Origin of the sequence: Rhodospirillum centenum SW (genome assembly GCF_000016185.1) — a bacterium.
GTDB classification, from domain to species: domain Bacteria; phylum Pseudomonadota; class Alphaproteobacteria; order Azospirillales; family Azospirillaceae; genus Rhodocista; species Rhodocista centena.
This window is the reverse complement of record NC_011420.2, coordinates 1,514,656-1,527,812: the sequence shown is the minus strand read 5'-3', so window position 1 is coordinate 1,527,812 and position 13,157 is coordinate 1,514,656. Positions and strand designations below refer to the sequence as shown.

Below are 13,157 nucleotides of genomic sequence, written 5' to 3'. Positions count from 1 at the left end.
AATCACCGCGTCACAAGGGTCCGGCCACCGACCTGACCTTTTGCCGCTGGTCCGGCGCGACAGCGGGGGCCGCCTCTGCTAGAACCGCGGCATGGAATGGACCGACGACGCCATCGTCCTGTCCGCCCGCCCGCACGGCGAGACCGCCGCGCTGGCGGTGCTGCTGACCCGCGGCCACGGGCGCCATGCCGGCCTTGTCCATGGTGGTCAGTCCGGCCGGATGCGGCCGGTGCTGGAACCGGGCAACCGTGTCGCCGCCCGCTGGGCCGCCCGGCTGGTCGAACAGCTCGGGACCCTCGCGCTGGAGCTTGAGCGGGCGACGGCGGCCGGCCTTCTGGAAGATCCGCTGCGGCTGGCCGCGCTCTCCTCGGCCTGCGCCCTGGTCGATGCCGCGCTGCCGGAACGGGAACCGCACCCGGCCCTGTTCGACGCCACGCTGGCGCTTTTCGACGCCTTGCAGACGGAAGTCTGGGCCGAGATCTACGTGCGCTGGGAGATCGGGCTGCTGGAAGAAGCCGGCTTCGGTCTGGACTTCGGGAGCTGTGCCGCGACCGGCATCACGGACAACGACCAGCTCGCCTATGTCAGCCCGCGCACGGGCCGCGCCGTCTCCCTTTCCGCCGGGGAGCCGTACCGTGACCGGCTGCTGGCGCTGCCGCCGTTCCTGGTGGGGCGGAGTGCGGGGGGCGCTGAGGAGGTGGTGCAAGGGCTGGCGCTTACCGGCCACTTCCTCGACCGCCACCTGTTCGCCCTGCGCCATGCCGAAGTGCCGGCCGCCCGGACGCGATTCGTGGATCGCTATCGCAAAGCGCATACAACATCTGGTATCACTCCGGCACCATGACCGACGCCGCCATCGAGATTCTGGACAAGCGGCTCGCCGAGGCCCTGGGCGAGCGCTACCTGTCCTATGCCCTCTCAACCATCGTGTCTCGTTCCCTGCCGGACGTGCGCGACGGGCTGAAGCCCGTGCATCGCCGGCTGCTCTACGCCATGAGCCAGCTCCGGCTGGAGCCGACGACGCCGCCCAAGAAGTCGGCCCGTGTCGTCGGTGACGTGATCGGCAAGTTCCATCCCCACGGCGACCAGTCCGTGTACGACGCGCTGGTGCGGCTGGCGCAGGAATTCGCGGCCCGGTATCCGCTGGTCGAGGGCCAGGGCAATTTCGGCAACATCGACGGCGATAACGCCGCGGCCATGCGCTACACCGAGGCGCGGTTGACCGAGGTCGCCAAGGCCATGCTGGCCGGCATCGACGAGGACGCCACCGACTTCCGCCCGACCTATGACGGGGAGGGGGAGGAGCCGATGGTACTTCCGGCAGCCTTCCCGAACCTGCTGGCGAACGGGTCGGCCGGCATCGCCGTCGGCATGGCGACGAACATCCCGCCGCACAATGTGGGGGAGATCTGCGGTGCCCTGAACCTGATCATCGAGCGCGAGCTGCTGCCCGCTCCGGACAAGCGCCGCCCGGTGACGGTCGAGGAACTGGTGAGCTGGATACCGGGGCCGGACTTCCCCACCGGCGGCGTGCTGGTGGAGAGCCGGGAGAACATCCTGGAAGCGTACCGCACCGGCCGCGGTGCCTTCCGCACCCGTGCCCGCTGGCAGAAGGAGCCGCTGGCCCAGGGCACCTGGCAGATCATTGTCACGCAGATCCCCTACCAGGTGCAGAAGTCGCGCCTGGTGGAGAAGATCGCCGAGCTGCTGGCGGAGAAGAAGCTGCCGCTGCTGGAGGATGTGCGCGACGAATCGGCCGAGGATATCCGGCTGGTACTGGTACCCAAGAGCCGCAACGTCGATCCGGACGTGATGATGGAACAGATGTTCCGCAACACGGACCTGGAAACCCGCTTCAGCATGAACATGAACGTGCTGGACGCCCGCGAAGGCGGGCTGGTGCCGCGGGTGATGACCCTCTACGAGGTGCTGCGCGCCTTCCTGGAACACCGGCAGGAGGTGCTGCTCCGGCGCAGCCGCCACCGTCTGGGCGAGATCGACCACCGGCTGGAGGTGCTGGGCGGTTATCTGATCGCCTACCTGAACATCGACGAGGTCATCCGCATCATCCGGGAGGAGGACGAGCCGAAGCGGGAGCTGATGGCCCGCTTCAGCCTCACGGACGTGCAGGCCGAGGCGATCCTGAACATGCGCCTGCGCTCCCTGCGGAAGCTGGAGGAGTTCGAGATCCGCAAGGAGAACGACGCCCTGACCAAGGAGCGCGGCGTTCTGGTCGGGCTTCTGGAGGACGGGCACAAGCGCTGGAAGGCCATCTCCAAGGAGGTGGCGGAGATGGACCGGAAGTTCGGCCGCACGACCGCCCTGGGCGAGCGCCGCACCCTGATCGGCGAGCCGCCGAAGGATCTCGCCGTGCCCGCGGAGGCGATGATCGAGCGCGAGCCGGTCACCGTCTTCCTCTCCGAGAAGGGCTGGATCCGCACCGTCCGCGGCCATCAGAGCGCGCAGGAGGTGGCCGGCACCAAGTACAAGGACGGCGACCGGGAGCGTTTCGTCCTGCATGCGGAGACGACGGACCGGCTGCTGCTCTTCGCCGGCAGCGGCAAGTTCTACACCCTGGGCGTGGACCGGCTGCCCGGCGGCCGCGGCTTCGGTGAGCCGGTGCGGCTGATGGTGGATCTGGGCGAGGCGGAGATCGTGGCCCTGCTGCGGCACCAGCCGGGGCAGCGTCTGGTCGTGGCCTCCGCCGACGGCCGCGGCTTCCAGGTCGAGGCGGACGACGTCGTCGCCCAGACCCGCGCGGGCAAGCAGGTGCTGACCCCGGCCGACGGTGCCGCCGCCGTCCTGGCCGTGCCGGCGGAGGGCGATGCGGTCGCCGTGATCGGCAACAACCGCAAGCTCCTGGTCTTCAAGCTGGAGGAACTGCCGGTGATGACCCGCGGCAAGGGCGTCCAGCTCCAGAAGTACAAGGACGCCAGCCTCTCCGACCTCAAGGTCTTCGCGCTGGCGGAGGGGCTGTCCTGGCGCATGGGGGGCAGCGGGGAGAAGACCCGCACGGTCACGCTGCCCGACCTCCAGGGCTGGATCGCTTACCGCGGCACCCAGGGCAAGCTGCCGCCGAACGGTTTCCCGAAGGACAACCGCTTCACCGACTGATCCGCCGCCGGCCCCCCCTGACGCGGGTCCGGAGCGGCGCTGCGGCTGTGCGACCGCCAATGAGCGGTTGCGCCGCCGTGGCGTTCGGTGCGACATCAGCGGCGAGCCCGGGCCGCTGGCGCCCGGGGCTTCCAGGCGGGAGAGGCGGCGGATGATCACGCTCTACAGCTTCGGCACGCCCCACGGGCATCGCGCCTCCATCATGCTGGAGGAGACGGGGCTGCCCTACCGGGTGCATCCCCTGGATTTCGACGGCGACCGCGTCACCGACCCGGCACTGCTGCGGGTCAGCCCGCTCGGCCGGGTGCCGGCGATCACGGACGCGATCGGCGGCCGCGAGGTGCGGGTGTTCGGCTCCGGGGCCATCCTGCTGCATCTGGCGGAGATGACGGGGACCCTGCTGCCGCCCGATCCGGCCGGCCGGGCGGAGGCGCTGAGCTGGCTGTTCCTCGGGATGACGGACCTGACGCCGGCCATGGTGGGGCATTTCCGCTTCGCCGTGCTGGCGGCGGAGAAGCTGCCCTACGCCATCGGCGTCTACCGGGAGGAGATCGCCCGCTGCTGCGACGTGCTGGAGGCGCGGCTGGCCCGGGTTCCGTATCTCGCCGGGGACGGGTACACGGTGGCCGACATCGCGGTGTTCCCCTTCATCGACGCGGCCCTTCCGGCCGGTGAGCTGCTGGCGGGGCGGCCGGCCCTGGCCCGCTGGCACGCGGCCGTCGCCGCCCGGCCCGCCGTGCAGCGCGGCATGGCCGTTCCCGCCCCACGGGCTGAGACCGTCTGAGGCCCGGCGAGTCCGGCAGGCGTCAGCCGCGCGCCGTCAGCGCCGTCTCCCGGATCCGGGACAGGGTGGTGCGGGTGCTGATGCGGTCGGGGTCCATGCGCAGCTCGATCACCGCGGCCCGGCCGCTCGCCAGTGCCGCCTCGAAGGCGGGGGCGAACTCCTCTGTCCGCGACACGGCGGCTCCGAAGGCGCCATAGGCCCGCGCCAGCGCGGCGAAGTCGGGGTTGGTCAGGTCGGTGGCGCTGACCCGCCCGGGGAAGCGGGTCTCCTGGTGCATGCGGATGGTGCCGTACATGCCGTTGTTGAACACCAGGATCAGGGGCGTCGCGCCATGGTGCAGTGCCGTCGCCAGTTCCTGCCCCGTCATCGTGAAGCCGCCGTCCCCGACCAGGCAGACGGCCGGCCGTTCCGGCCGCAGCAGCGACGCCGCCACGGCAGCAGGCACGCCGTAGCCCATGGCACCGCAGGTCGGGCCGAGCTGCCGGCCGGGCCTTCCGTAGCGCAGGAAGCGGTGCCCCCAGCCGGAGAAGTTGCCGGCATCGTTCGTCACCACGGCATCGGCCGGCAGCCGCTCGCGCAGCCAGCCGAAGACCCGGCCGAGGTCCAGGTCGCCGCCATAGGCGGGCGGCTCCTGCCAGGCCAGGAACTCGGCCCGCGCCGCTTCCCGCCAGCCGCTCCAGGGCCGCACCGCGGGGGCGGGCAGCGCAGCGGCGGCGGCGGCGAAGGCCGCCGTTCCGGCAAGGACGGCAAGGTCCGGCTGGTAGACCCGGCCCAGTTCCTCCGGATCGGGGTGGACATGGATCAGGGTGGCCGCGGCCCGCGGCGGTGCCGGCAGCGTGTAGCCCTGGGTCGGGATCTCACCCAGCCGGGTGCCCACGGCCAGCAGCAGGTCCGCCCGCCGCAGCCGCTCCACCAGCGCCGGGTTCGGGCCGGTGCCCAGATCGCCGACATAGCAGGAACTGTCGTTCGCCATCACGTCCTGCCGCCGGAAGGAGCAGGCGACGGGCAGGTCCCACGCTTCCGCGAAGGCGCGCAGGCGGGCGCAGGCCGGATCGTCCCAGCCGCTGCCGCCCACCAGCATCAGCGGCTGTCGCGCCTGTGCCAGCAGCGCCGTCATCCGCTCCAGCGCCGCCGGATCGGGATGCGGCTGCACGGGCAGGGCCGGCGGCAGGTCGGCGACGGCGGCGCTCTCCCGCAGCATGTCCTCCGGCAGGGCCAGCACCACGGGGCCGGGCCGGCCGGAGGTGGCGGTGCGGAAGGCCCGCGCCAGATATTCGGGGATGCGGTCGGCGCGGTCGATCTGCGCCGCCCATTTCGCCACCGGCCCGAACATGCGGCGGTAGTCGATCTCCTGGAACGCCTCGCGGTCGGCCTGGTCGCGGGCCACCTGTCCGACCAGCAGGATCAGCGGCGTGCTGTCCTGCATCGACGCATGCACGCCGATCGCGGCGTTGCAGGCCCCGGGACCACGGGTGACCATGCAGATGCCCGGCCGGCCCGTCAGCTTGCCGTAGGCTTCCGCCATGAAGGCGGCACCGCCCTCCTGCCGGCAGGTGATCAGACGCAGTTCCGGGCGGTCCACGGCGGCGTCCAGCACCTCCAGATAGCTTTCTCCGGCCACGCAGAAGGCCATGTCGGCGCCGTGGCCGACCAGCGCATCGACCAGGAGGCGTCCACCGCTGCGGGGCGGCGGAGAGGGGACGGGGGGCTGGGCCATGGCGGGTTCGACCGGATGGTTGGACCGGCGGGCAGTAGACGCGGCGGTCCGCGCGCCTGTCAACGCGGGGCGACAGCCCCGGACGTAAGGTCCCAGGGGCCGCCCTGGCGCGTCCTATGGCTCTTGCAAACAGGGGAGGGCGGGGTTATCTGCCAAGCGCTGTCGCTGGCTTGAAGGGTTCCCCGCCATGGCACTCACCCGCGATCAGGTCTACGAGATCTGCGGTCGCATGGACGACCTGCGTGTCGCCAACATCATCGGTACGGGCGCTTCCGAGCAGGAACTGATGGAGGCGCGGACCTGGCTGGCTGCCGACGACATGCTGGGCCAGGACCTCCAGCGCATGCCCTCGGGCCGCGTGGCCCGGCTGGTCGAGCTGCTGCGCGCCGACGAACCCGACTGGGACGACCGCTGACCCGGACCCGCCGACCGGCTCTGCCGCACGGCTTTCTCAGGGGCCGGGCGGCCGTCCGGTGCTGAACAGGTCCTCGAACTCCGGCCCCCAGGGTTGCCCGGGGGGCTGCCGGGAAGATGCCCGCCCATCGGGTCCGAACAGGTTCTCGAATTCCTGGCTGCGCGGTTCCACCGGACCTGCCGGCGTCGGACGGCGAAGCTCCTCGCCGTCCGGCTGAAGCGCGACGGGGCCGGCGGCGAACAGGCGCTCCGGCAGCCAGGTGCCCAGGGACGGCACGGCCATCAGCAGGCCGACGCACAGCACCTGGATGCCCACGAAGGGCAGCACCCCGCGATAGATGTCCAGGGTGCTCACCAGCCGTCCCGCCACGCCGCGCAGATAGAACAGGGCGAAACCGAAGGGCGGGGTCAGGAAGCTGGTCTGCAGGTTGACCCCCATCATCACGCCCAGCCAGAGCGGATCGACGCCCAGCCGGATCAGGACGGGGGCCGTGATCGGTACGACGATGAAGATGATCTCGAACGTGTCGAGGAAGAACCCGAGCACGAACATCAGCGCCATCACCAGCAGCAGGGCGCCCCACTTGCCGCCCGGCATGGCGGACAGCACGTCCTCCACGATCCGCTCCCCGCCCAGCCCGCGGAAGACGAGGCTGAAGACCGACGCGCCCATCAGGATGACGAACACCATCGAGCTGATGGTGAGGGTGGAGCGCATCACCTGTCGCAGCACCTCCAGGTCCAGCCGCCGGTTCGCGGCAGCCAGCGCCATGGCGCCGACGGCACCGACACTGGCCGATTCGGTGGGGGAGGCGATGCCGGCCAGGATGGAGCCCAGCACCGCCAGGATCAGCAGCAGCGGCGGCGCCAGCGCCAGCAGCACCTTCCGCGGCAACCGGCGGCGGTCGGCGGCATCCAGGGGCAGGGCCGGGCAGGCCGCCGGGTTCACTACCGCCTGCACGACCACCCAGCCGACATAGAGCCCCGCCAGCAGCAGTCCCGGCAGCAGCGCGCCGGCGAAGAGCTGCCCGACGGAGACGGGCTCGGGCGCGAAATTCCCCAGCGCAAGCTGCGCCGTCTGGTTCGCGCCCTGCAACATGTCGCCCATGAAGATCAGCACGGTGGAGGGCGGGATGATCTGCCCCAGCGTGCCCGAGGCGCAGATGATCCCGGCCGACAGCTTCGGATCGTAGCCCGCCCGTGCCATCGCCGGCAGGCTCAGCAGCCCCATGGTGACCACCGTCGCCCCGACGATGCCGGTGGAGGCGGCCAGCAGCGCCCCGACCAGCACGACGGAGATGCCGAGGCCCCCGCGCAGACTTCCGAACAGCTCGCCCATGGTGGTGAGCAGCGTCTCCGCCAGCCGCGAGCGCTCCAGCATCACGCCCATGAAGACGAACAGCGGAACCGCCACGAGTACTTCGTTCACCATGGTGCCGAAATAGCGTGACGCCAGCCCCGTCAGCAGGGCCGGATCGAACACGCCCAGGCCGTGGCCCGCCCAGGCGAACAGCAGCGCGGTCCCGGCCAGGGTGAAGGCCACCGGATAACCCGCCAGCACCGCAACCAGCGTGCAGAGGAACATCAGGAGGGCGAGCAGTTCGCCGAGCAGGGCGGGCTGCATCGTCGCCCCGGCTCAGTCCGTGCCGGCGTGCGGCGTGTAGCGCGCATCGCCGGCAAGGTAGAGGGCACGGCGGGCGATCAGCGCCACCCCCTGAAGGCCCAGCAGCAGGCAGAACGCCCAGACGGCGGACTTCAGCAGGAAGTAGCCCGGCAGGCCGCCCGTCTGCTGGGAGGCCTCGCGGATGGTCCAGCTCTGGCCGATGAAGGGGGCGCTCTCCCAGGCCAGGACGGCCAGCCAGGGCAGCAGGAAGACCAGGGTGCCGGTGATGTCGATCCAGGCCCGGCGTCGTCCACCGGCGCGGCCGTAGAAGACGTCCACCCGGACATGGCCGTTGTGCAGCAGCGTGTAGCCGGCCCCCAGCATGAAGACCAGCGCATGCTGCCAGACATAAAGCTCCTGCATCCAGACGAAGCCGATGCCGAACCCGTAGCGCAGCACCACCACGGCGAAGCAGACCAGCACGGTGCCCAGGGTCAGCCAGGACAGCGCCTCACCCAGCATCCTGTTCAGGGCATCCACCGCGGCGACGAAGCCGCGCAGCCTGTCCATCCCCACCCCCCGAGATCCCGGAGCGCCGTCCTCTCTCCCGGTCAATTCAACCCCGACGGCGCCCCCCGACGCAACCGGCAAGCCCTCCCCGCCCGCAGGGCAGTGCGGGCGGGGGGTGTCGAAGGATTCCTGCCGGAATGTCCGTCAGTGAAGCTGCCGGGGGATCACCCGGCCGGCACCATCTGCTGCTTCCGCCTGGGGAAGAAGAGCGGGATGCGTCTGGCGGACGAAGCCGGGGACGATATGCTGCAACAGGGCCAGCAGCCGCGGCACGTCGCAGCCGTGGGCGGCGGCGTCCAACTCGTCCAGCGAACGGTTGAGGATTCCGAAATCCACCGCCCGCGGCGAGGCGACCAGCACACCCTCCGCATCGGTGCGGACCGGGGGCTCGGCGGCGTCAAACATCTCTTCGTACAGCTTCTCGCCGGGACGCAGGCCGGTGAAGACGATGCGGATGTCCTTGTCCGGGCGCAGTCCCGCCAGCCGGATCATCTGCCGTGCCAGATCCACGATCCGCACCGGCTGCCCCATGTCGAGCACGAAGATTCGGCCGCGGCTTTCGCGGTGGCGGATACCGAAGGCAGACGCCTGGAGCACCAGTTCCACGGCCTCCCGCACGGTCATGAAGAAGCGGCAGACGTCGGGATGCGTCACCGTCAGCGGTCCGCCGGCGCGGAGCTGGCGGGTGAACAGGGGCACCACCGAGCCGGTCGAGCCCAGCACGTTGCCGAAGCGCACCGTCATGAAGCGGGTTGAATGCGACCGCCCGCCGTTGCCCTGTCCCCCGTTGCCCTGGAGATCCAGCGCCTGGCAGTAGCTTTCCGCGACCCGCTTCGTGGCCCCCATCACGTTGGTGGGGCTGACCGCCTTGTCGGTGGAGATCAACACCATGGCGAGGCAGCCGAAGGCCGTGGCCGCATCGGCCACGTTGCGCGTGCCCATCACGTTGGTCAGCACGCCTTCGACCGGGTTCAGCTCCACCATCGGGACGTGCTTCAGGGCGGCGGCGTGGAAAACCAGTTCCGGCGCCTCTTCCCGGAAGATCTGGGTAATGCGCGCGCGGTCGCGCACGTCGGCCAGCACGGCGCGGACGCAGAGGTCGGGGAAGGATTCCCGCATCTCCAGGTCGATGGAGTAGAGATTGAATTCCCCGTGATCGACCATGACCAGACGCTTCGGCCGCAGGCCGGCGATCTGGCGCGTCAGCTCCGAGCCGATCGTGCCGCCGGCTCCGGTGACCAGCACGACGCGGCCGGTGATCAGGTCGCCCATGGCGCCCTTGTCCAGGGCCACCTGCGGGCGGCCCAGCAGATCCTCGATCTGGATGGGACGGACGGTCAGACCGGGATCGCTCTTCGCGTCCTTGAATTCCGTCAGGTCCGGCAGGCGGGCCAGCATCAGATTCAGCGCCTCGCAGCGCTCGACGATCTCGCCCAGATCCACGCCGGTCAGGCGCTGTTGCGGACGGGTCAGGATCAGCCGCCGCGGCCGGTCCCCCCCCTCGGTCAGGTCGGCGATCACCTGCGGCAGGTCGCCGAGCCGCCCCAGCACCTTGACGCCATGGATTTCGCGGCCGATCCGGCCGCCCTTGTCGTCCAGGATGCCGACGACGCGGTAGGCGGCCTCGCGGTCGTTCTGCATGGCGCGGATGAACAGCTCCGCCTCGTCTCCGGCACCGACCAGCAGCACGGGAATGCGGTCGCGGGCGTTCATCTCCAGGATGCTGGCGATCCGCCGGTCCTTGAGGATGCGGTAGACCAGCCGCGGCCCGCCCAGCATCACCACCAGCACGAACCAGTTGATCACCGGCATGGACCGCGGCAGCAGCTCCAGGCGCGTGACCAGGAACAGGAGCATCAGGAAGATCAGAATCGTGGCCGTCACCGCCCGCATGATGGCGAGCAGATCGCGCAGGCTGGCATAGCGCCAGACGCCGGAATTCATCCCGAAGACGCGGTAGCTGACCGCCGCGATGAAGGTAAAGATCAGAAGACCCGGCCACAACTCCGGCAGGAATGCCATGAAGTCGCTGCCCACACGGAGATAGAGGGACAGAACGAAAGACCCGGCCGCCATCAGGATGTCGTGGGCGTAGGCCAGGGTTCGGCGGTCCGTCAGGGGGATACGCGCGAACGCCGTCAGCTTGTTCATCAGGCTGCCCTTCGCAGTCGTCGCCGATCGCCTTCCCAGGCCCATCGACGCCGCTTCTTATCGCTTTGCTTGCCCCTCACCGACTGACATACACCGGTTCACTGGCCTGCGCCATGGAATTGTGCAGACGCGAGAGAGGCGCGAACTTTCCCCGAAAGGCTGTGGAAAGCAGCGCCATCCGGGCAGTGTTCCGAGGCCGCAACGGTGCCGGCGAGCCCTGGGTTCCGCGCGGGCCTGTGGCATCCGCGGGCAGACCGCCGCCGGGGAGGGTCAGAGCTTCAGGGTCAGACTGACGGTTGTGCCCGTTCCGTGCCGGATGTCCAGGTCGGCACCGAGCTGGGTAGCCAGCGCTTCCACCAGCATGGCAGCGGCGTCCGCCTCGGTGTCGAAGCCCGTGGGCAGGGCGCGGCCGTTGTCCGAAACGGTCAGCCGGGCGGTGCCGTCGGTCAGCGACTCCAGGCTGACCTTCAGCCAGCCGTCCGTGGGATAGGCATGGGTCAGGCCCTGGCTGACCAGTTCGTTCACGATCAGACCCAGGGGCATGGCCGAATAGAGGGAGGTGGTCAGGGCCTGGGCGTCCACCTGCACCTGCACCTGCGCCGGCCGCAGGGTATCGGCAGCATTCAGGACAGCGGTTTCGCAGACCTCCCGCAGATAGCGGGGCAGGTCCACCTGCGTCTCCGACCGCGTCTCATGGACCTGCCGGTAGAGGATGGCCAGCACCTCCACCCGGTGCATCGTCTGGTCGTAGGCCGCGCGGGCGGTCGGGTCGCTGATCCGGTGGTGTTGCAGGCGGAGCAGGCTGATGACGAGCTGGAGGCTGTTCTTGGCGCGATGCTGCATCTCCCGCAGCGTCGCTTCCTTGTCCGCGAGGGCGGATTCGAGCAGGCGGCATCGCCCGGCCCAGTCCGTCTGTGGCGTTCCTGCCGGGCTGTCCGCGATCCGGTCACCGCTGTGGCTACCGGCCCGCCTGTCCGCGGGACCACCCGGATCAGCGGTCATCCCCACCTGAGCAAACCCCACGAAACACGGATGCCCGGCGCATCCGACCGGGGATGTTGTAAGCCCGCCCGGCTCTGCCCGAAAATAAGTCTTATGACCTAGCCCGCGGGCGATAGCCGGGAAAAATCACGGGCTCCGCCCAGCGGGCGTTTCACTTGAGCAGCCATCCCAGAAGACCCTTTCGCTTCTGGGGTGACTGGACTGCGGTCTTGCGGGCCGCGGCAGCCGGAGGTCTGCCCTGAACATACTCATGGCGGAAACGGTCGAAATCCTCCCGTCGGCCGAACTTGAAACGGACATGAAGAACCTGGCTGCGGGCGCGGGTGGCACTGTCCACCCGTTCCTCCAGCCCCAGGAACTCGACGGCCCACAGGCCCTTGATGTTGCCGCGTATCCAATCCTCGGCCTTGTCCATCTCGCCATGGGACTTCAAGGTGAGGGTCGTCTCGAAATCGTAGAACGCCGCCATCGCCCCGCCTCAGCCGAGGATGTGGGACAGAAGCACCAGCAGGGCGATGCCGGCCAGCGCACCGAGGATGGGATTCGCCATGGCCCAGTCGAGCACCCGCGTGCCGGCCCCGATCAGATTGTCCAGCGAGGCCGACGGGCCGGGATCAGGTTCCGGGGCAGGAGCGGTTCCGTCCATGCGGTTCAATCTGGTCTCGATACGTTCGAGTCTCGCCGCGATCTCGCGCAGGCGTCCGTCGTTCTCAGCCATGGTGCAGTCCCTGCGTTCCGCCCTGAGCCGGGCGGCCGCAGGATACCCCTTCGGCGTCCGCCTGCGGAAGCATGGAGATCGGTACTTCCATGTCCCGGCGTTCTTTGTCATCGCGGCGGTCCTGGCCGGATGCGGGGCGGGTCTGGCCGCGGACGGGTCGATCCGGCCCGTGCCTTTGTCGGAGGAAGCCGGTCATGCCGACCGGGTGGGGCCCCTGCGCTTCCGCGGCGGGCTTGAACTGCACCATGACGACCCGGCCTTCGGCGGTCTCTCCAGCATCCGGGTGACGCCGGAGGGGACCGGCTTCACCGCGCTCTCCGACCGTGGCCGCATCGTCACCGGCAGCCTGATACATGACGCAGAGGGGCGCCTGACCGGCACTAGCGGTCTCGTCGTCACGCCGTTGCGCGACAGCGACGGCACCGCCCTGACGGGCCGGCGCTCCGACTCCGAGGAGATGGCGCATCTGCCCGGCGGCGGCTGGGTCGTCTCCTTCGAGCGCGAGCACCGGCTGATGCGCTATCCGGAGGTTCTCGCGGCGGGCACGCCGACGGCCATGACCGGCCCCGACGGGCTGTCCGGGCTGGGCGGGAACAGCGGGATCGAGGCGATGGCGGCCCTGGCCGACGGCACCCTGGTCCTGATCGCGGAGGGTGAGGCGGAGGAGGAGCGGCACCCCGGCTGGCTGGGCGGTGAGGGCGGCTGGCAGTCCTTCACCTATCTGGCGCAGCCGCCCTACCGGCCGGTCGGGGCGGCGGTACTGCCGGACGGTGACCTGCTGGTGCTGGAACGGCGCTACAGCTGGCCCGCCGGTGTCGGCGCGCGGATCGCCCGGGTCCCGCGGGAGCGGCTGCTCGCCGGCGGCGAGGTGGCGGGGGAGACGGTCGCCCGGCTGGAACGGCCGCTGACGGTGGACAATTACGAAGGCATCGACGTGCGGCGGCCGCCCGGCGGCCCGACCCGTGTCTACCTGATCTCCGACGACAATTTCAGCGCCTCGCAGCGCACGCTGCTGCTGGTCTTCGACCTGGAGGAGGACCGCCGCTGACGCATGCCGCATCTGTCCGCCGGGGATGGGGCCGCG

12 protein-coding genes are annotated in these 13,157 nt (G+C 70.2%); 5 read left to right on the top strand and 7 right to left on the bottom strand.

Translation table 11 applies throughout. From position 1 onward, the window contains the following. Positions 1 to 91 precede the first annotated feature (91 nt). From recO to RC1_RS07070, 3 genes are all read left to right on the top strand, one after another. On the top strand, positions 92 to 844 hold the full coding sequence (recO, locus tag RC1_RS07080; RefSeq protein WP_012566673.1) for a DNA repair protein RecO: 753 nt from the start codon (positions 92 to 94) through the stop codon (positions 842 to 844). Continuing rightward, complete coding sequence (gene parC / locus RC1_RS07075) at positions 841 to 3,114, top strand: DNA topoisomerase IV subunit A (protein ID WP_012566672.1); 2,274 nt, start codon at positions 841 to 843, stop codon at positions 3,112 to 3,114. Before recO ends, parC begins: the two co-directional genes overlap by 4 nt. Positions 3,115 to 3,265: 151 nt before the next feature. Further along, complete coding sequence (locus tag RC1_RS07070) at positions 3,266 to 3,898, top strand: glutathione S-transferase family protein (protein WP_012566671.1); 633 nt, start codon at positions 3,266 to 3,268, stop codon at positions 3,896 to 3,898. Positions 3,899 to 3,920: 22 nt separating this feature from the next. Here RC1_RS07070 and RC1_RS07065 read toward each other — a convergent pair whose 3' ends face one another. Further along, positions 3,921 to 5,615, bottom strand: coding sequence for a thiamine pyrophosphate-binding protein (locus RC1_RS07065; RefSeq protein WP_041785199.1), 1,695 nt, complete (start codon positions 5,613 to 5,615; stop codon positions 3,921 to 3,923). A gap of 187 nt (positions 5,616 to 5,802) precedes the next feature. Between RC1_RS07065 and RC1_RS07060 the strand changes: the two genes are divergently transcribed. After that, the gene (locus tag RC1_RS07060) at positions 5,803 to 6,030 is read left to right on the top strand and encodes a hypothetical protein (protein WP_012566668.1); all 228 of its coding nucleotides are present in this window, start codon (positions 5,803 to 5,805) and stop codon (positions 6,028 to 6,030) included. Between the two features lie 36 nt (positions 6,031 to 6,066). Here RC1_RS07060 and RC1_RS07055 read toward each other — a convergent pair whose 3' ends face one another. The 6 genes from RC1_RS07055 to RC1_RS21725 form a co-directional block, all read right to left on the bottom strand. Next, on the bottom strand, positions 6,067 to 7,653 hold the full coding sequence (locus RC1_RS07055; RefSeq protein ID WP_012566667.1) for a TRAP transporter large permease: 1,587 nt from the start codon (positions 7,651 to 7,653) through the stop codon (positions 6,067 to 6,069). 12 nt (positions 7,654 to 7,665) lie between these two features. Further along, positions 7,666 to 8,202: a TRAP transporter small permease subunit gene (locus RC1_RS07050; RefSeq protein ID WP_012566666.1), complete on the bottom strand. Its 537-nt coding sequence runs from the start codon at positions 8,200 to 8,202 to the stop codon at positions 7,666 to 7,668. A gap of 144 nt (positions 8,203 to 8,346) precedes the next feature. After that, on the bottom strand, positions 8,347 to 10,353 hold the full coding sequence (locus RC1_RS07045; protein ID WP_012566665.1) for a polysaccharide biosynthesis protein: 2,007 nt from the start codon (positions 10,351 to 10,353) through the stop codon (positions 8,347 to 8,349). Between the two features lie 270 nt (positions 10,354 to 10,623). Then, positions 10,624 to 11,355: a sensor histidine kinase gene (locus RC1_RS07040; protein WP_012566664.1), complete on the bottom strand. Its 732-nt coding sequence runs from the start codon at positions 11,353 to 11,355 to the stop codon at positions 10,624 to 10,626. Between the two features lie 151 nt (positions 11,356 to 11,506). Continuing rightward, the gene (locus RC1_RS07035) at positions 11,507 to 11,824 is read right to left on the bottom strand and encodes a hypothetical protein (protein ID WP_012566663.1); all 318 of its coding nucleotides are present in this window, start codon (positions 11,822 to 11,824) and stop codon (positions 11,507 to 11,509) included. 9 nt (positions 11,825 to 11,833) lie between these two features. After that, entirely contained in the window at positions 11,834 to 12,073 is a 240-nt protein-coding gene (locus RC1_RS21725; protein ID WP_012566662.1) for a hypothetical protein, read from the bottom strand. Between the two features lie 169 nt (positions 12,074 to 12,242). On the opposite strand from RC1_RS21725, the gene RC1_RS07025 reads away from it, so the two are divergent. Further along, the gene (locus tag RC1_RS07025) at positions 12,243 to 13,121 is read left to right on the top strand and encodes an esterase-like activity of phytase family protein (RefSeq protein WP_184446298.1); all 879 of its coding nucleotides are present in this window, start codon (positions 12,243 to 12,245) and stop codon (positions 13,119 to 13,121) included. The last annotated feature ends 36 nt before the right edge of the window (positions 13,122 to 13,157 follow it).